The following is a 19011-nucleotide window of genomic DNA, read 5'->3' as shown; positions in this document are numbered from 1 at the left end:
CACCGCCGGCTGCGATCGAGTAGCCCGGACAGGTGCGCAGCGCCGCCTCCGGGGATCTCTTCAACGGTGAAGCTCGTTCCGCAGAACAGCGCCTTACAGCCCCAGCTCACTCAGCCCCGGGTGATCGTCCGGACGACGGCCCTGGGGCCAGTGAAACAGACGCTCGCTTTCGGTTATCGGCAGATCGTTGATGCAGGCGTAGCGCGTCTGCATCAGGCCGTGCCGATCAAACTCCCAGTTTTCGTTGCCGTATGAACGAAACCAGTTGCCGCTGTCGTCGTGCCACTCATAGGCAAAGCGTACCGCAATACGATTATCGTTCCACGCCCACAACTCCTTAATCAGCCGGTACTCCTGCTCTTTACGCCATTTGCGCTGCAGGAAGTCGATAATCTGCGTTCTGCCGTGAACAAATTCGCTGCGGTTACGCCATTCGCTATCGACGGTATAGGCCAGCGCGACCTTAGCGGCATCGCGGCTGTTCCAGCCATCTTCAGCGGCACGGACTTTTTGTGCGGCGCTCTCGCGGGTGAACGGCGGCAGAGGCGGACGTTGTTCGGTCATCATGAATCTCCTGTATGAATACGCTGCTGCAGGCGCTGATTTTCCCGCTCCAGCTCGTCAATACGCTGTTGCAGCGTCTGGCTATACTCCGCCACCTGTCGGGCGGTGTAGCGCGGGGTAATATGCTGCGGGCAGTTCCAGTCAAAAGCCTGTAAGCGGAAACGATAAATGCGCTCAATCCGGGCCCGATAGTTCTCCGGGGCCACCCGCGCCAGCAGCTGCGGGTCGGCATCCACCGCCACAACCTCTACGGTGGCGTAGATTTTCAGCCTGGCACGCCGCGGGTAATCCATCAAAAACAGACAGGCTCGATCGCTGCCGCGCAGGTTGCCGGTGGTGATGTACTGGCGATTACCGGAAAAATCCGCCATCGCCAGGGTGGTTTCATCCAGCAGATGCACAAAGCCCACCGGACCGCCGCGATGTTGAACATAGGGCCAGCCGGTTTGCGAAAGGGTGGCCAGATAGAAGCTGTCGCGGGTGACAATCATCGCCTCCTCGCTGGCGCCGAAGCGCTCACCCCGGCGCTGGCGATGCGGCGCCTGCCACAGCTCATCGCTGCCCATTTCATGCTGGACATCCATCACGTCCGGCGTCATGGCGATATCAAGAAATTCTGCTGGCATAGATCCTCCCGATGCGTTGCGGCGTAACTCATCATGGACTGTGCTGGCAGAAAAGATAATAGTGGGAATATGACAATCATCTTTCCGTAAAACGGGATAATTATGGACCGACTTAGCGCGATGGCGCTGCTGGTAAAAGTGACCGAACTCGGCAGTATGTCGGCGGCTGCGCGGGCGCGAAATATGCCCCTGACTACCGTCAGTCGCCAGATTGGCGAACTGGAAAATACCCTCGGCGTACGCCTGATGATCCGCACTACGCGCAAGCTGACGCTGACCGATGCTGGCGTCGATTATGTCGCCGCCGCGCGGCGCATTCTGGAAGAGGTAGAGCGCGCCGAGCGCCAGGCGGCGGGTGAATATCAGGAGCCAAAAGGCGAACTGGTTCTCTCAGCCCCAACCATGTTTGGGCGCCTGCATGTTTTACCGATAGTCGCCCGTTTTCTCGCTCGTTACCCGCAGATTCGCGTCCGTTTGCTGCTCAGCGACCGCAATGCCGACCTGGTGGGCGACCATATTGACTTAGCGGTACGTATCGGCCCGCTACCGGACAGCGGGATGGTGGCCACCCGGCTGGGCGAGATGCGCATCGTGACCTGCGCCCACCCGGCATTGTTGGAAAAATACGGCATACCACAACGCCCGCGCGAGCTGGCCGAGCTACCGATCATTGGTATTGAATCACCGATGCCTTACCGCGGCTGGCGCTTTCACGCCGAAGAGGCGGAGGACCGGCTGGTGCTGGTGCAGCCGGTGCTGTCACTGACCACGCCGGAGAGCGCCGCCGAGGCTGCCCGCCAGGGAGTCGGCGTGGCCCGACTGCTGCATTACCAGGCGATCGATGGCCTGGCCCGCGGCGAATTACGGATGATCCTGCAAGCGACGGAGCCGGAACCTGTGCCGGTGCACCTGCTGTACACCTCCCGGGATCTGGCTCCGCTCAAGCTGCGTAAATTTATCGATTTTGCCACACCGGCACTGCGCCAGGCGCTGTTACGTATTGCCGCCGCCGTCTAGCCTGCGGTGGTTTTTAACGGCGCTTCTTTCAGGAACCAGGAGAGCGCGAACGCTACCGCCATAATGCCGGCGGCCATCAGAAACGCCGCATGAATAGCGGACCCGAAGGCATCCAGGTAATCGAGGCGAATCTCCGCCGGAAGATTCTGCACCGCCGCCGGGTTCAGCGCCCTCGGCAGCTGCGCGCCTTCCGGCAGCAGGCGCTGGAGATTGCTTTGCAGCACATGCGTAAACACCGCTCCAAACAGCGCCACGCCGATGGAACCGCCAATCGATCGAAACAGCGTGACCCCGGAGGTCGCCACGCCGTACATCTGCGCGGGCATCGCGTTCTGCACCGCCAGCACCAGCACCTGCATCACCAGCCCCAGGCCCGCCCCCAGCACCCCGGTAAACAGGTACAACTGCCACATCGCGGAGTGAATAGTGATGCGCGTCAGCAGCACCATGCCGATGACCCCCAGCAAAGTGCCGATAATCGGAAAAAGGCGATACTTGCCGGTGCGGCTGATAATGCGCCCGCTGATGATTGACGTCAGCAGCAGGCCACCCATAAGCGGAATTAACTGCAGGCCCGCCTCGGTCGGCGTCGCCTCTTTGACCACCTGTAAATAGAGCGGCAGAAAGGTCACCGAGCCAAACAGCGCCATGCCGATAACAAAGCCAATCAGGCTGCACAGCAAAAAGCTGCGGTTGCGGAACAAGGAGAGCGGAATAATCGGCTCGCTGGCCAGCCGCTCTTCATGAATAAAGCCAACGATCCCGACCAGACCAAACGCCAGGATGCACCACAGCTGCGGGTCGCTCCACGCGCGGACGCTGCCGCCCTCGGAGGTAAACAGGATGATGCACAGCAGCGCCATGCTGAGATAGATCGCTCCCAGCCAGTCGATCTGATGCTGGCTGCGTTTGTTGCTGCTGTGAAAAACCGCACCGATCACCAGCAGCGCAAACAGCCCCAGCGGCAGGTTGATATAAAAAATCCACCGCCAGGAGGCGTGCTGCACCAGGAAGCCGCCAATTAACGGCCCGATGACCGTCGCCAGGCCAAAGACGCCGCCAAACAGTCCCTGATAGCGGCCGCGTCTGGCGGGAGGGATAACGTCAGCCACCGCCGCCATACTGATCACCATCAGGCCGCCGCCGCCCAGCCCCTGTAGGCCGCGCATCAGCACCAGTTGGGTCATATTTTGCGCCAGCCCGCAAAGAACGGAACCGGCAAGAAACAGTACAATCGCCACCTGCAGGACAATTTTGCGCCCGAACAGATCGCCAAATTTGCCATACAGCGGCACCGCGATGGTCGAACTCAGGATATAGGCGGTGACCACCCAGGAAAGCTTATCCAGCCCGCCAAGTTCACCGACGATGGTCGGCAGCGCGGTGGAGACGATGGTCTGATCCAGCGCCGAGAGCAGCATCACCAGCAGCAGGGCGCTGAAGAGCAGGCGGATCGAGGGTACCGCCGGTTGGGTGGCGACTTCAGATGTCATAACATCACTCGCTTGAAATTAATTAAATGCATAATTAATATTTAGGGAAATGATGAATCTGGTCAAGGGATCGCCACAAGATGTCAGCACAAAAAGACAACGAAGCACCGCGTCGTCCCGGTCGTCCGCGCGGGCAAAAATCCGGCTCCGCCAACCGCGAACAGCTGATGGATATTGCCCTGGCGCTGTTTGCGCGCCACGGGATCGCCCGCATTTCGCTGAACGCCATTGCTAAAGAGGCGGGGGTGACGCCCGCGATGCTGCACTACTACTTCAGCTCGCGCGAAGCGCTGGTGGAAAAGCTGGTTGAGGAGCGCTTTATGCCGCTACGCAGCGAGATCGGACAGATTTTTGTCGCGCACGGCGACGATCCGGTCACCGCCTTTACGTTGCTCATTAAAACCCTGGCGACCATGGCGGAGAAAAACGCGTGGTTCGCGCCGCTGTGGATGCAGGAGATCATCGGCGAGATGCCGGTGCTGCGCCAGCATATGCACGCGCGTTTTGGCGATGAGAAGTATCATAAGATGCTGGAGACGGTGCGCCGCTGGCAGCGGGAGGGCAAGCTTAATCCGGCGCTCTCCCCGGAGCTGCTGTTTACCACTCTGATAAGCCTGGTGCTGGTGCCGTTCTCCCGCACCCACACCGATCCGCGGTTAAAATCGGTAGACCGGGAGATGATTGTCAGCCATGCCCTGGCGTTGACAGACAATGGCATCGGCGGCTAATTCCCCCCGGCTCGCGCTGCGCTTAGCCGGGCTACAGGTTTATAACCGTCTGCGGTTGAGTAGCGCGGATAAGCGCAGCCGCCATCCGGGGGATTTAACCCGGTTCACAGCCGTCTGCAATTGGGTAGCCCGGACAGGCGCACAGCGCCGCCTCCGGGATGGTCTCCTGAAGCCAGATTTACAAGACTTTCGATAAATAATGGCGCTGCATACCCGCGTGCGGAAAATCCGGCAGCGACATCTGCAGCTGATAGCCCAGCTTCTGATAAAACGGCAGCGCCTGAAAGCTGAACGTATCCACCAGCATATGGCTGCAGCCACGCGACCGCGCCTGAGATTCCGCTTCATACATCAGCTCGCTGCCCAGGCCGCTGCCGCGCGAAGCTTCGCTGACCCACAAATACTCAATGCACAGCCAGCTGCCTTTGCGTTTGGCAATCAACCCGCCGCGCATCGCGCCAGCTTCATCGCGTGAATAAACGCCCAGCTCGCCGAACTGAGCCGGGTCGAGAAAGCGCAAATTGTATTCCCGCAGGCCCGCCAGCAGCTCTTCTTGATCGGTAGGATTAATGTTCTCTGTTATTATTAATGCCATTGATTATCTCCATTTTTTATTTTTCACAGACCATTCACCACCCTACTTTCACAAAATATCCTTTTTTTCTCCATTATTTCCTGACTAAATTCCCTGCACTAAATTTTGTGTAAAAAATCTTCCCATCATTCGGTTCAGACGTATAATGGAAAAAATGAGAACGATCATTCTCATCATCTTAAACCATGGAGAAACCCGTGATAAATAGCCTGTAGCAGGCATGACTACTCGGTTCAGAGCCTGTAACCGCCGTCTGATGCCGTATTCGCCGCACAGGAAAATCTCGGAAAAACCGCGCAATCAATAGCGGTATTCACCGAGTTATTTACTGCAAACAGGAATATTTATTTCCCACTTTGTTATTTGTGCTTGCCCGGAGATGCATCATCGCCCGGCCCATCACCCCGCCAGTGAATTTGCGGGGCGGACGTCGTTCATCCTGAGAAAATATAATGAAATACACTATAGCCCCCATCGCAGCAGCATTATTTCTCCTTAGCGGGTGCGATAATGCGCAAACCTCCTCCCCGCAGCAGATGACGCCGGAAGTCGGCGTCGTCACTCTGCAGGGGCAACCTGTCCCGGTGGTAAGCAGCCTGACCGGACGCACCACCGCCTCGCTTAGCGCTGAAGTTCGCCCGCAGGTGGGCGGGATCGTGCAAAAACGCCTGTTTACCGAAGGCGATATGGTCAAAGCCGGACAGGCGCTGTACCAAATCGACCCGTCAAGCTATCGAGCGACGTTTAACGAAGCCGCCGCATCGCTGAAACAGGCCCAGGCGCTGGTGACCGCCGACTGTCAAAAAGCCCAGCGCTACGCGGTGCTGGTCAAAGATAACGGCGTCTCCCGTCAGGACGCCGATGACGCAATAGCGACCTGTAATCAGGATAAAGCCAGCGTCGAGTCGAAAAAAGCGGCGCTGGAAAGCGCGCGTATCAACCTGAACTGGACCACCGTGACCGCGCCGATTGCCGGGCGCATCGGGATCTCATCCGTCACGCCGGGGGCGCTGGTATCCGCCGATCAGGACACCGCGCTGGCGACGATCCGCGGCCTGGATACGATGTACGTCGATCTCACCCGATCCAGCGTCGATCTGCTGCGCCTGCGTAAGCAAAGCCTGGCGAGCAACAGCGATACGCTCAACGTGACCCTGACCCTTGAAGATGGCAGCACCTACAGCGAAAAAGGTCGCCTGGCGCTGACCGAAGTGGCGGTAGATGAATCGACCGGTTCGGTCACGCTGCGCGCGGTCTTCCCCAATCCGCAGCATGTGCTACTGCCCGGTATGTTCGTTCGCGCCCGCATAGACGAAGGTATTATGAACGATGCGATCCTCGCCCCGCAGCAGGGCATTACCCGCGATGCCAAAGGCGATGCCACCGCGCTGGTGGTTGATGCTAATAACAAGGTTGAACAGCGCAGCGTGGAAACCGGCGAAACCTACGGCGACAAATGGCTGATCGTCAACGGCCTGAAAAGCGGCGACCGGCTGATTGTCGAAGGGACCGGCAAAGTGGCGCCGGGCCAGCAGGTCAAAGCCGCCGAAGTCAAAAATGACGGAGGCAACGCCTGATGTTCTCCCGTTTCTTCGTGCGACGCCCGGTCTTCGCCTGGGTTATCGCCATTCTGATTATGCTCGCCGGGATTCTGGCTATCCGCACCCTGCCGGTCGCCCAGTATCCTGACGTCGCCCCGCCGGCGATAAAAATCTCCGCCACCTACACCGGCGCCTCTGCGGAAACCCTGGAAAACAGCGTCACCCAGGTTATTGAGCAGCAGCTCACCGGACTGGACAACCTGCTCTACTTTACATCCACCAGCAGCTCCGACGGCTCGGTCAGCATTACCGTCACCTTTGAGCAGGGTACCGATCCGGATACCGCCCAGGTTCAGGTGCAGAACAAAGTGCAGCAGGCGGAATCCCGTCTGCCGAGCGAAGTTCAGCAGTCTGGCGTAACGGTGGAGAAATCGCAGAGCAGCTTCCTGCTGATCCTCGCGGTGTATGACAAAAACAATAAAGCCACCAGCTCCGATATCTCCGACTGGCTGGTCAGCAACATGCAGGATCCGATGGCGCGTATAGAAGGCGTCGGCAGTCTGCAGGTGTTCGGCGCCGAATACGCCATGCGCATCTGGATGGACCCGACCAAACTGGCCTCCTATTCGCTGATGCCATCCGATGTGCAATCGGCTATAGAGGCGCAGAACGTACAGGTGTCCGCCGGTAAAATCGGCGCGCTACCCGCCTCCAACGCGCAGCAGCTGACCGCCACGGTACGCGCTCAGTCGCGGCTGCAAACCGTCGCCCAGTTCAAAGAGATTATCGTCAAGAGCAAGAGCGACGGTTCGGTGGTGCGCCTGAGCGACGTCGCCCGCGTTGAAATGGGCAGCGAAGATTACACCGCTTCCGCCAATCTTAACGGCCATCCGGCTGCGGGGATCGCGGTAATGATGGCGCCGGGCGCTAACGCCCTGAATACCGCGACGCTGGTAAAAAACAAGATTGCCGAGTTCCAGCGCCAGATGCCGCAGGGCTACGATATCGCTTACCCGAAAGACAGCACCGAGTTCATCAAAATCTCGGTGGAGGATGTGATTCAGACGCTATTCGAGGCGATAATCCTCGTGGTCTGCGTGATGTATCTGTTCCTGCAAAACTTCCGCGCCACGCTGATCCCAGCGGTGGCGGTCCCGGTCGTACTGCTGGGCACCTTCGGCGTGCTGGCGCTGTTCGGCTACTCGATCAACACCCTGACGCTATTTGCGATGGTACTGGCGATAGGCCTGCTGGTGGATGACGCCATCGTGGTGGTGGAAAACGTCGAGCGTATCATGCGCGACGAGGGGCTGCCCGCCCGCGAAGCCACCGAAAAATCGATGGGTGAAATCTCCGGCGCGCTGATCGCCATTGCCCTGGTGCTCTCGGCGGTATTTCTGCCGATGGCCTTCTTCGGCGGCTCAACCGGGGTGATTTATCGCCAGTTTTCAGTGACCATTATCTCGGCGATGATGCTCTCGGTAGTGGTCGCCTTAACCTTAACCCCGGCGCTGTGCGGCGCGCTGCTGAGCCATTCGAAACCGCATACCAAAGGCTTCTTCGGCGCCTTTAACCGCCTGTGGGGACGCACCGAGCAGGGCTATCAGCATCGTGTTGTCGGCGGCCTGCGTCGCTCGGCGATGATGATGGGCGCTTTTGTCCTGATTTGCGGCGGCATGGCGCTGGCGATGTGGAAATTGCCGGGCAGCTTCCTGCCGACGGAGGATCAGGGCGAAATCATGGTCCAGTACACGCTGCCTGCCGGAGCAACGGCGGTACGCACCGCCGAGGTTCGCCGCCAGGTCACCGACTGGTTCCTGACGAAAGAGAAAGCCAATACCGACGTGATCTTTACCGTTGACGGTTTTAGCTTTAGCGGCAGCGGACAAAACGCCGGGATGGCCTTCGTGTCGCTGAAAAACTGGTCCGAACGTAAAGGCGAAGAAAATACCGCTCAGGCCATCGCCCTGCGCGCCACCAAAGAGCTCGGCAGCATTCGCGACGCCACCCTGTTCGCCATGACCCCGCCGTCGGTAGATGGCCTGGGGCAGAGTAACGGTTTCACCTTCGAACTGATGGCCAGCGGCGGCACCGATCGCGACAGTCTGATGAAAATGCGCAGCCAGCTGCTGGCCGCGGCGAATCAAAGTTCCGAGCTGCAGTCGGTACGCGCCAACGATTTGCCGCAAATGCCGCAGCTGCAGGTCGATATCGATAACAATAAAGCCGTCTCGCTCGGGCTGTCATTAAGCGATGTTACCGATACCCTCTCCAGCGCCTGGGGGGGAACCTACGTTAACGACTTTATCGATCGCGGTCGCGTGAAGAAGGTCTATATCCAGGGCGAAAGCGACGCCCGCGCCGTGCCGTCCGACCTCGGTAAATGGTTCGTACGCGGCAGCGATGACAGCATGACGCCGTTCTCCGCCTTCGCCACCACCCGCTGGCAATACGGCCCGGAGAGCCTGGTGCGCTACAACGGCTCCGCCGCCTTTGAAATCCAGGGCGAAAACGCCAGCGGCTTCAGCTCCGGCGCGGCAATGGACAAGATGGAAGCCCTGGCCAATGACCTGCCGGCCGGTACCACCTGGGCATGGAGCGGCATGTCGCTGCAGGAAAAACTCGCCAGCGGCCAGGCGATGAGCCTCTACGCCATCTCGATTCTGGTGGTCTTCCTGTGCCTCGCGGCGCTGTATGAGAGCTGGTCGGTACCGTTCTCGGTGATCATGGTGATCCCGCTTGGGCTGCTCGGCGCGGCGCTGGCGGCATGGATGCGCGGTCTGAACAATGACGTTTACTTCCAGGTGGCGCTGTTAACCACTATCGGCCTGTCGTCGAAGAACGCCATCCTGATCGTCGAATTCGCCGAATCGGCGGTGGAAGAGGGCTATTCCCTGTCGCGTGCCGCCATGCGCGCCGCGCAGACCCGCCTACGACCTATTGTGATGACCTCGCTGGCGTTTATTGCCGGGGTGCTGCCGCTGGCGATCGCCACCGGAGCCGGGGCCAACAGCCGCGTGGCGATCGGTACCGGGATTATCGGCGGAACCCTGACCGCGACGCTGCTGGCGGTGTTCTTCGTGCCGCTGTTCTTTGTGCTGGTGAAACGCTTCTTCACCCGCCATCGTTCTTCTCAGGAGTAAGTTATGTTTCGTTTTACCTTAGTCTTTGTTGCGCTCCTGACGGCGGGCTGCGTCTCTCTCGATCCGAACTATGAGCGCCCGGCCGCGCCTGTGCCAGCGACCCTGCCGGGCAGCCACGGCGAGGCAACCGCGGTGGTCAGCGACTGGCAGCAGGTAGTGAATGATGCCCGCCTCAAAAAAGTGGTGAACATCGCGTTAACCAGCAACCGCGACGTGCAGAAAGCGCTGGCCGACATCGAAGCCGCGCGCGCCCAGTTTGGTGAAACCCGCGCCTCGCTGTTTCCGACCCTCGACGCCGAGCTGAGCCATACCCGCAGTAAAACGGTGGCCAGCGGTCTCACCTCGTCAGCGGAAGCCGACGGCGCGGTTTCCAGCTTCGAGCTGGATCTGTTTGGTAAGAACCAAAGCCTGACGCGCGCGGCGCGGGAAACCTGGCTTGCCAGCGAATTCACCGCTCAGAATACGCGTCTGACGATGATTGCCGATCTGACCACCGCGTGGATAACCCTCGCCGCGGACAACAGCAATCTGGCGCTGGCGCAGGAAACCATGGCCAGCGCGGAGAACTCGCGCAACATCGTCACCCGCCAGATGGAAGTCGGCACCGCCTCAGCTGGCGACCTGAGCGATGCGGAAAGCGTTTATCAGCAGGCGCGCGCCAGCGTCGCCAGCTACCGCACGCTGGTGGCGCAGGATAAAAACGCGCTCAACCTGCTGGCCGGAGAAACCGTGCCGGATAGCCTGCTGCCCGGCACCCTTGAAAGCCTTGGCGATCGTAGTATCACCCTGGTGCCGGCGGGCGTCTCTTCATCGGTACTGCTGCGCCGCCCGGATATCCAGGAAGCGGAGCATAATCTGAAAAGCGCTAACGCCGATATCGGCGCGGCGCGGGCCAACTTCTTCCCGTCCATCTCGTTGACCGCCAGCGCCGGGGTCGGCAGCGACTCGCTCTCGTCGCTGTTCAGCCACGGCATGCAGGTGTGGTCATTCGCGCCGTCCATCAGCTTGCCGCTGTTTACCGGCGGCAGCAACCTGGCGCAGCTGCGCTACGCTGAAGCGGAGAAAAAGGGTCTGATCGCCACCTATGAGAAGACCATTCAGAGCGCCTTTAAGGATGTTGCCGACGCGCTGGCGCGCCGGGAAACGCTCAGCGAACAGCTGGACGCGCAGAATAAATACGTCGCGGCGGAGCAGAAATCGCTGAATATTGCGATGAAGAGCTATCAGGCCGGGGTCGGAGATTATCTGTCGGTGCTGACCGCCCAGCGAACGCTGTGGTCGGCGCAGGCCACGCTGATCTCCCTCCAGCAGACCGATCTGGAAAACCGCATTACCCTCTGGCAGTCGCTGGGAGGCGGCGCCAGCTAACACTTTTGCCGGGCGGCAACGCCCGGTTTGATGACAAGGAGCCCGTTGATATGTCCCGAATTTCCCTCTCCTGGGTCGTGGTTCTCGGTTTGCTTAGCGCCATTGGGCCGCTGTGTACCGACTTCTATCTGCCCGCGCTGCCGGAAATCACCCAGCAGCTCAGCGCCACCGGCACGCAGACCCAGCTGTCGCTCACGGCGGCGCTGATTGGTCTCGGCCTTGGGCAGCTGTTTTTCGGCCCGCTGAGCGATCGCATTGGCCGTAAAAAGCCGCTGGCGCTCTCCCTGCTGCTGTTTATCTTCTCCTCGGCGATGTGCGCGATAACCTACGATATCCATATGCTGATCGCCTGGCGCTTTCTGCAGGGCTTCGCCGGCGCGGGCGGCTCGGTGCTGTCGCGCTCCATCGCCCGCGACAAGTATCAGGGCACTCTGCTGACCCAGTTTTTCGCCCTGCTGATGACCGTTAACGGCATTGCGCCGGTGCTTTCACCGGTACTCGGCGGCTGGATCATCACCGCCTTCGACTGGCGTATTCTGTTCTGGGCGATGGCGGCGATCGGCATTATTTTGCTGCTGCTCAGCCTGACGGTGCTGCACGAAACGCTGCCGGTTAAAAGCGCCGCCTCGGTTACGCAGCAGCAGGATGAGGCGCCGGTACTGAAAAACCGCCGCTTTATGCGCTACTGCCTGATTCAGGCCTTTATGATGGCCGGGCTATTTTCGTATATCGGCTCATCTTCGTTCGTTATCCAGAGCGAATATGCCATGAGCGCGATGCAGTTCAGCCTGCTGTTCGGCCTAAACGGCATCGGGCTGATTATCGCGGCGCTGATCTTTTCCCGCCTGGCACGCCGCTTCAGCGCCGAAGCCCTGCTGCGCGGTGGCCAGCTGCTGGCAGTAACGTTTGCCGCCATCACCCTGCTCTTCGCCTGGCTACCGCTGCCGACGCTGGCGCTGGTCGGCCTGTTTTTTACCGTTTCTATGATGAGCGGTATCAGCACCGTCGCCGGTGCGGAAGCGATGAATGCCATTAATGCCCGTCAATCCGGCACCGCGTCAGCCCTGATGGGCACGCTGATGTTTGTGTTCGGCGGTATTGCCGCGCCGCTGGCCGGGCTCGGCGGCGAAACGATGCTCAAAATGAGTTTCGCGATGAGCCTTTGCTATCTGGCCGCGCTGCTGATTGGCCTGAAAAAGCCGCGGCCCACGGTATAATCTTCTCCGGCGGTAATAAAAAATTCCAATTTTATTACCGCCATCTTTCCCGCCAGTGCTGAAATCACCTATTATTCCTTCAACACCAATCGTGATAACCTTCACAGGAAAGGAATAATTAATTCCTTATACTGCCCGCCACTGTGAATAAAGAGGTTCCTATGAGTATCGACCTGAGCAAACTGCTGACCGAGCGCCGCAACGCCAATAGCGTCAACATTGATACCCTTTCCACTGAAGAGATGCTGACGGTGATTAACCAGGAAGATCGGAAGGTGGCCCACGCCATTACCCCCTATCTGCCGCAAATTGCCCAGGTCGTGGATAACGTCGCGGCGGCGCTGCAGGCGGGAGGGCGCCTGATTTACATTGGCGCGGGTACTTCCGGTCGCCTGGGGATCCTTGATGCCAGCGAGTGCCCGCCGACCTTCGGTACCCGCCCGGAGCAGGTGGTGGGCATTATCGCGGGGGGTCATAAAGCGATCCTGAGCGCCGTGGAAAACGTCGAAGACAACAAAGCCCAAGGGGCGATGGATTTGCAGAACCTGAACTTTAGCAGCCGCGATGTACTGGTCGGCCTGGCCGCCAGCGGACGCACGCCGTACGTCATCGGCGCGATGGAGTATGCCCATAGCCAGAGCGCTTTTGTCGCCATCGTCAGCTGTAACCCGCACGGCGAAATGGCCCGGCTGGCGGACGTCGCCATTACGCCGGTCGTGGGTCCGGAAGTGGTGACCGGCTCAACGCGCCTGAAGGCGGGTACCGCGCAGAAGCTGGTGCTGAATATGATTTCAACCGGGGCGATGATTCGCATCGGCAAGGTTTACAGCAATCTGATGGTGGACGTTGAAGCGACCAACGCCAAGCTTATCGAGCGCCAGGTGTCCATCGTCATGGAAGCGACCGAATGCGATCGCGCAACCGCCCAGAGCGCGCTGGAAGCCTGCGATCGCCACTGCAAAACGGCGATTGTGATGGTGCTGGCTGATTTAAGCGCCGCGGAGGCTCAGGCGCTGCTGGCAAAAAATAACGGCTATATCCGCAAGGCGCTGAGCCACTCCTGACCGCTGACTCACGGGGAATCTGCAATGGCGAAAATAAATAAAGAGATGATAGCGCGGATCCTGCAGCACGTGGGCGGAGCCGGGAACGTCGCGCAGGCGGGCAACTGTATGACCCGGCTGCGCCTGACCCTACGCGATGAATCACGGGCCGACAGCGCCGCCATCCGTCAGATTGACGGCGTGATGGGAGTGATCGTTAGCGATGAACAGTTCCAGGTCGTCCTTGGGCCCGGCAAGGCGCAAAGCGCGGCGGAAATGATGAACGCGTTACTGGAAGACGCGCCGGCGGAGGCGCCATCGCTGGCCGACGTCGCCGCCGAAAAGAAACAGGCGCTGAAGAGCAAGCAAACCAGCGGCATTCAAAAATTCCTCGCGAAATTCGCTACTATTTTCACCCCGCTCATTCCCGGTTTTATCGCCGTCGGCCTGCTGCTGGGGTTCGCCACTTTGGCGGAGCAGATATTCGTCCTTGAAAACGCGCATCCGAATGCGACGCTGCTGGCGCTGATCGGCTACATGAAGGTGTTCAGCAAGGGGATGTTTACCTTCCTGAGCATCCTGATCGGCTATAACGCCCAGAAAGCTTTCGGCGGCTCCGGAGTCAACGGAGCGATCATCGCTGCGCTGTTTGTCCTCGGCTATAACCCGGAAGCCACCAGCGGCTTCTATTCCGGAATTTCGACCTTCTTCGGCCACGGTATTGACCCGCGCGGCAATATTATCGGCGTACTGATCGCCTCGATTATCGGCGCGTGGGTGGAGAAGCAGGTGCGACGCATCATGCCTGCCAACCTCGATATGATCCTCACCTCGGCGGTGACGCTGCTGATCATGGGCGCGATAACGTTTACCGTTATTATGCCGATCGGCGGCTGGCTGTTTACCGGGATGTCATGGCTGTTTTTGCACCTTAACGGTAACCCGTTCGGATCTGCGGTTTTGGCCGGCCTGTTCCTGCTGGCGGTGATGTTCGGCGTCCATCAGGGCTTCGTGCCGGTCTATTTCGCGCTGGTGGATGCGCAGGGGTTTAACTCGCTGTTTCCGATACTGGCCATGGCCGGGGCCGGACAGGTTGGCGCGGCGCTGGCGCTTTTCTGGCGGGCGAAGCACGGTTCTCTGCTGCGCACGCAGATTAAAGGGGCAATTATCCCCGGCTTCCTCGGTATCGGCGAACCGCTGATTTACGGCGTCACGCTGCCGCGTATGAAGCCGTTTATCACCGCCTGTCTCGGCGGCGCTTGCGGCGGTTTCTTTCTCGGGCTCATCGCCTGGATGGGGCTGCCGGTTGGCCTGAATACGGTGTTTGGCCCGTCGGGGCTGGTGGCGCTGCCGCTGATGACCTCCGGCAGCGGGATCTACGCCGGAATGGCGGTGTATGCCGCCGGGCTGGCGGTCTCTTATCTCTGCGGATTTGCCCTCACCTGGCTGTTCGGCAGTAAAAACGTTGATTTAAGCTAAGAGGCGCGTCTGGCGCACGGCGGTGAACGTGAGTTTATCCGCCGCGTGGCGGGAGGCACTGACGCCCCATGTTGAATATTTTTTGCACGTGGCGTCGCGTTTCTGTCGGCCCGGTCAGGCGCCAGCCGCCGGGCGACGTCGGCCGGAGTACGCTTTGCTGGCCATCTGATAAAGGATCCGGCTACCATTTCCTGCCCCGCTTCCCGCGCGTGCTCATGCTATGATACTGCTTTCGCACTATTTTCACCTGAGGGAAAGATGGGCTCCAGCAAAAAAGGGATGCTGAACGTACTGATCGCCGCCGTGCTGTGGGGCAGTTCCGGCGTCTGCGCGCAATATATTATGCAGCAAAGTCAGATGTCATCGCCGTTTCTGACCATGACGCGCCTGCTGTTCGCCGGTCTGATTCTTCTGATGCTCTCGTTCGTTCACGGCGATAAAATTTTCCGCGTCCTGCAAAATCGCCAGGACGCTATCAGTTTGCTGATTTTTTCGCTGTTCGGGGCGCTCACCGTGCAGTACACCTTTCTGATGACCATCGAGAAATCAAACGCCGCCACCGCGACGGTGCTGCAGTTCCTGTCACCGACGATTATCGTTGCGTGGTTTGCCATCGCCCGCAAAACGCGCCCCAGTCCGCTGGTGCTGGCGGCCATCGGTACCTCGCTGGCGGGCACATTTCTGCTGGTGACCCACGGCAATCCGACAACGCTGTCGATTTCTCCCGCAGCGCTGTTCTGGGGGATTGCTTCGGCATTTGCCGCCGCGTTCTACACGACATATCCATCGACGCTGATTGCCCGCTACGGCACCCTGCCGATTGTCGGCTGGAGCATGCTGCTCGGCGGCGCCATGCTGCTGCCGTTTTACGCCGGACAGGGCAACCATTTTGTGGTGACCGGCGGCCTGCTGCTGGCCTTTTTCTACCTGGTGGTTATCGGCACCTCGCTGACGTTCAGCCTCTACCTGAACGGCGCGCAGAAGATTGGCGGCGCGAAGGCGGGGATCCTCAGCTGCGCGGAGCCGCTGAGTAGCGCCCTGCTCTCGCTGCTGCTGCTCGGCATTACCTTTAGCCTGCCGGACTGGCTGGGCACGCTGCTGATTCTCTCGTCGGTGGTGCTGATCGCCATGGATTCGCGGCGGCGGGTGAAAACAGGCTGACAATTATCTGGCCGGAGATGCTGCAACCTGAGTTTGCAGCATCTTCAGATCGTCATCCGACAGCTCACAAACCACCTGCACCAGCTCGCGCTCAAACCCCTGTTCCAGACATGAACGAGCAATACGCAACGCTTCTTCTTGTCTACCCTCTTGTTTACCTTCTAACTTGCCCTCCAACTTGCCCTCCAACTTGCCTTCTTGTCTCCCTTCCTGCCGTAGCCTTTCCGCAATCGTCATGAGTACCTCCTTATGTTGAGGAACGCGCCGCTCGACCTCGTGAAGAAATTCACCAAAATGAGGCGCATCACCATACTGCAGCATGTAATTAAACAGCGCTTTCAACTGGCTGTCATTAGCGCAACCTTTAACCAACAGCTCTGCTAATCGCTCCACCAGGCCAAGTAAATCGCGCTGGCGAATATGCTTTTGAATCAGCTCCAGCAGCGCCACACGCCGGTGCTGCATAATGTCGTCATCCGGCACCACCGTAATATCCACCAGTGGGAAAGCGGCGGCATAAAGTCGTCGCGCTGTCTGCGTATCGGTAAACTCATCCAGCCAGCAAAGCGAGAAGGGATAAGGGCTTTTCGCTCCGTGATAAAACAGCAGCGGCAGCGTTTTATGCCCGGCATCCAGATGACGCTGCATCGCCGCCAGCGCGTAGCGCATCAGCCTGAATGCCATATGCGCATCCGGCGTGCTCTGGTGTTCAATCACCACGTAGATATAGCCATCACCGTCGCTGGTTTTTAGCGACCACAGCACGTCGGAGTAGCTGGCGCGTAAATTCGCTTCAATAAAGCTGCCTGACTCCAGCCTGAGCGTTTGCAGATCGCATAGCTGGCGCAGCGACGCGGGAAGATGAATGTCGATAAAATCCCTGGCGCACTCGGGATGCGATAAAAACTGCTTAAAAACCGCGTCGTGCGGCGTCGAGGAGGTTCCTTTTTTCATCATGCTCCGCCATCCCTGAAACGCAATGGCAGAAATATATCCATCAAAAGAAAGGGGGGCATCTGCGCATCAACGGCTTTGCTTGCCGGTACGGAAGATAAATTTCAGCGGCTGAAACGGATGCATTTTTGCGGAAACCGGCACGCAAAATGGTTATTTCGGGAATATGTCTATAGTTAGAAAAACCCTTTAATAAAAATAAGGATATCCATGATGAAGAGAATGAGTATTGCGCTTTCGCTGGCAGCCAGCCTGATGCTACCCCATCTGGCCGCAGCCGCGCCGCTCTCCGGCCTGAAGTTTGAACAGCAGAAGCAGCAGATCGTGAAGGATGTGAGGAAAAACTGCCCTGCCAGCAGCGCGCTGGATGATACGCAGTTTGCTAACCGCGTGCTGGAATCAACGGAAAATAAGACCGCCGTACAAAGCGCGACGCGGGCGCTGGATAAAAACAACAGCGCCGCTTATCAGAAGGCCATTAGCGGCATTCAGTGCCCAACGCCCTGATTCCGGCGGCGGGTTGGACGCCATCAGCGGTTCGGGATGATCAAATCCCCGCGCAGCGGGCTACTGCCGAGCATTTGCGTCTTCTCGGTCAGCCAGTTGACTATCCGGCTGGCCATCGCGTCCATGGAATATTCAATCGCCGGGATGGTCGGAATACCGGGCAGTTGTAACGAGCCCGCCAGGCTGAATACCATGACTTTTTCCGGCACCGCGCGGTTAAATGCCTGGAGCTGCGGCACCACCAGCTGCGCCTGCTGCTCGTTGGCAACCAATAACGCATTGAAGTTCAAGGTTGTTGCGTTATTCACCAGCTCCTGCACCGCTACGGATGGCGAAGGACTGTCGAGAAAAACCAGGTTGCGATTAAACGGCAGAAAATTCTTTTCCAGCGCGTGCTTATAGCCCAGCAGGACCTGGTCTGCAAAGCCGCTGCCCTGCGGGTGGATAAGCGCAATCTGCCTGCGCCCCTGGCTTATCAGATAGTTACAGGCCGTTTCCGCCGCGAATGCGTGGTCAAAATGAATACTGTTCGCCCCTTCGCTTTCCAGACAGTCGATCAGCACCACGTCAGGACGGTCGATATTGAGCGGAAACCGGGCGCCGATAATCAGCACGTTGTCGCATAAACCGCAGGTTAACTCTTCCAGAGAGTGCAGCACCCTACCGCGGCTGTTGGCAAAACGCAGCAGCAGATGCTTCTGGTGCTGGCTGAGCTGCTTTTCCAGCGCATAGAGATAGCTGGTGGTTTGATTGATGTTGTCCTGGGCGCAGATCACGCCGATGCAGCCGGTGGTCTGACTCAGCAAAGATTGCGCTATCATGTTCGGCCGGTAGTTGAGTTCTTCCGCCGCCTGTAATACCGCCTGCCGGCTGGCTTCCTTTACGCCGCGCGAACCGCTCAACACCCGAGAGACTGTGGCTTTAGATACCCCAGCTAATCGTGATACATCGTTGATAGTAGACATTATTTTCCCCTGACAGGGCTAATCCGATCCCTGTAAATCCATAAACCTGAATCGCTTCAATAATAACCAGCGGCAGTATATCCGTTTCCTTTTTTATTTGGAAACCGATTTTCCGTTTCGCGGAAAAACGTAGCAAAAATCACGAAAATCTGTGAGCCAAATCTAATTAACACACCCTTTGACTGATGGATCTTGACGGTTATCACAGTTCTGTTTTTTATAAATGGAAACCGGTTTCCGTCTGATATCAAATCATCCACGCAATAACTTTTTACATTTTGAGGATGATCGTCGATGTACAAGATTATGCTGTGCTGCTCTGCCGGGATGTCCACCAGTCTGTTGGTCAGAAAGATGGTCGATGCCGCGAAGGAACGCGCCCTGCCGGTGCAGATTGATGCCTATGGAGTTTCCGAATTTGATATGCAGTTTCCGCAGTACCAGGTGGTGCTTCTTGGGCCCCAGGTGAAGTACATGCTGAAAACCTTATCTGAGAAAGCCGCGCCCCTGAATATTCCGGTCCAGCCAATTAACACCATGGATTACGGGATGCAGCGGGGAGACAACGTTCTGGATTATGCCCTGTCGCTGATCGAAGCGCATTAAGAGG

17 protein-coding genes are annotated in these 19011 nt (G+C 58.6%); 11 read left to right on the top strand and 6 right to left on the bottom strand.

Features of this window, described 5'->3' with window-relative positions; genetic code table 11:
- Positions 1-93 precede the first annotated feature (93 nt).
- Entirely contained in the window at positions 94-564 is a 471-nt protein-coding gene (locus ABLV75_RS22690; protein WP_004107014.1) for a nuclear transport factor 2 family protein, read from the bottom strand.
- Complete coding sequence (locus ABLV75_RS22685) at positions 564-1190, bottom strand: pyridoxamine 5'-phosphate oxidase family protein (protein ID WP_004107016.1); 627 nt, start codon at positions 1188-1190, stop codon at positions 564-566. The genes ABLV75_RS22690 and ABLV75_RS22685 overlap by 1 nt, the downstream gene beginning before the upstream one ends.
- A gap of 102 nt (positions 1191-1292) precedes the next feature.
- On the opposite strand from ABLV75_RS22685, the gene ABLV75_RS22680 reads away from it, so the two are divergent.
- Positions 1293-2207: a LysR family transcriptional regulator gene (locus ABLV75_RS22680; protein ID WP_348855172.1), complete on the top strand. Its 915-nt coding sequence runs from the start codon at positions 1293-1295 to the stop codon at positions 2205-2207.
- Here the strand turns inward: ABLV75_RS22680 and ABLV75_RS22675 are convergent.
- Positions 2204-3700 (bottom strand): MDR family MFS transporter, encoded by a 1497-nt coding sequence (locus tag ABLV75_RS22675; RefSeq protein WP_004107020.1) that lies wholly within the window; start codon positions 3698-3700, stop codon positions 2204-2206. The two genes, ABLV75_RS22680 and ABLV75_RS22675, sit on opposite strands and share 4 nt — an antisense overlap.
- Before the next feature lie 80 nt (positions 3701-3780).
- Here ABLV75_RS22675 and ABLV75_RS22670 point away from each other — a divergent pair, with 80 nt between their 5' ends.
- A complete protein-coding gene (locus tag ABLV75_RS22670; protein WP_004107023.1) occupies positions 3781-4428 on the top strand; it encodes a TetR/AcrR family transcriptional regulator in 648 nt (215 codons plus the stop codon).
- Between the two features lie 178 nt (positions 4429-4606).
- Here ABLV75_RS22670 and ABLV75_RS22665 read toward each other — a convergent pair whose 3' ends face one another.
- On the bottom strand, positions 4607-5023 hold the full coding sequence (locus ABLV75_RS22665; protein ID WP_004107025.1) for a GNAT family N-acetyltransferase: 417 nt from the start codon (positions 5021-5023) through the stop codon (positions 4607-4609).
- Between the two features lie 452 nt (positions 5024-5475).
- On the opposite strand from ABLV75_RS22665, the gene ABLV75_RS22660 reads away from it, so the two are divergent.
- The 7 genes from ABLV75_RS22660 to ABLV75_RS22630 all read left to right on the top strand — a co-directional run bounded on the left by ABLV75_RS22660 (position 5476) and on the right by ABLV75_RS22630 (position 15975).
- On the top strand, positions 5476-6600 hold the full coding sequence (locus ABLV75_RS22660) for an efflux RND transporter periplasmic adaptor subunit (RefSeq protein WP_004107028.1): 1125 nt from the start codon (positions 5476-5478) through the stop codon (positions 6598-6600).
- Positions 6600-9707 carry a multidrug efflux RND transporter permease subunit EefB gene (gene eefB, locus ABLV75_RS22655; protein ID WP_004107030.1) on the top strand — a complete coding sequence of 1036 codons (3108 nt, stop codon included), beginning with the start codon at positions 6600-6602 and terminating at the stop codon, positions 9705-9707. The genes ABLV75_RS22660 and eefB overlap by 1 nt, the downstream gene beginning before the upstream one ends.
- Before the next feature lie 3 nt (positions 9708-9710).
- Entirely contained in the window at positions 9711-11075 is a 1365-nt protein-coding gene (locus ABLV75_RS22650) for an efflux transporter outer membrane subunit (RefSeq protein WP_004107033.1), read from the top strand.
- 50 nt (positions 11076-11125) lie between these two features.
- Complete coding sequence (locus tag ABLV75_RS22645; RefSeq protein ID WP_004107034.1) at positions 11126-12292, top strand: multidrug effflux MFS transporter; 1167 nt, start codon at positions 11126-11128, stop codon at positions 12290-12292.
- A gap of 161 nt (positions 12293-12453) precedes the next feature.
- The gene (murQ, locus tag ABLV75_RS22640; protein ID WP_004107035.1) at positions 12454-13356 is read left to right on the top strand and encodes an N-acetylmuramic acid 6-phosphate etherase; all 903 of its coding nucleotides are present in this window, start codon (positions 12454-12456) and stop codon (positions 13354-13356) included.
- Positions 13357-13380: 24 nt separating this feature from the next.
- Positions 13381-14814: a PTS N-acetylmuramic acid transporter subunit IIBC gene (gene murP / locus ABLV75_RS22635; RefSeq protein WP_004107037.1), complete on the top strand. Its 1434-nt coding sequence runs from the start codon at positions 13381-13383 to the stop codon at positions 14812-14814.
- A 258-nt stretch (positions 14815-15072) separates the two neighbouring features.
- Entirely contained in the window at positions 15073-15975 is a 903-nt protein-coding gene (locus ABLV75_RS22630; RefSeq protein ID WP_004107039.1) for a DMT family transporter, read from the top strand.
- Between the two features lie 3 nt (positions 15976-15978).
- On the opposite strand, the gene ABLV75_RS22625 is transcribed toward ABLV75_RS22630, so the two are convergent.
- Positions 15979-16929 carry an Rpn family recombination-promoting nuclease/putative transposase gene (locus ABLV75_RS22625; RefSeq protein WP_050545151.1) on the bottom strand — a complete coding sequence of 317 codons (951 nt, stop codon included), beginning with the start codon at positions 16927-16929 and terminating at the stop codon, positions 15979-15981.
- Positions 16930-17142: 213 nt separating this feature from the next.
- Here ABLV75_RS22625 and ABLV75_RS22620 point away from each other — a divergent pair, with 213 nt between their 5' ends.
- Positions 17143-17436 (top strand): YicS family protein, encoded by a 294-nt coding sequence (locus ABLV75_RS22620; protein ID WP_032704798.1) that lies wholly within the window; start codon positions 17143-17145, stop codon positions 17434-17436.
- 23 nt (positions 17437-17459) lie between these two features.
- Here the strand turns inward: ABLV75_RS22620 and ABLV75_RS22615 are convergent, their stop codons facing one another.
- A complete protein-coding gene (locus ABLV75_RS22615; RefSeq protein WP_004107045.1) occupies positions 17460-18401 on the bottom strand; it encodes a LacI family DNA-binding transcriptional regulator in 942 nt (313 codons plus the stop codon).
- A 294-nt stretch (positions 18402-18695) separates the two neighbouring features.
- Between ABLV75_RS22615 and ABLV75_RS22610 the strand changes: the two genes are divergently transcribed.
- Positions 18696-19007, top strand: coding sequence for a PTS sugar transporter subunit IIB (locus ABLV75_RS22610; RefSeq protein WP_004107048.1), 312 nt, complete (start codon positions 18696-18698; stop codon positions 19005-19007).
- Positions 19008-19011: the final 4 nt, after the last annotated feature.

Origin of the sequence: Klebsiella sp. CN_Kp066 (genome assembly GCF_040065135.1) — a bacterium.
Lineage (GTDB): Bacteria > Pseudomonadota > Gammaproteobacteria > Enterobacterales > Enterobacteriaceae > Klebsiella > Klebsiella oxytoca.
Note: the sequence above shows the minus strand (reverse complement) of the source record. Positions and strands in the feature narration are given on the sequence as shown.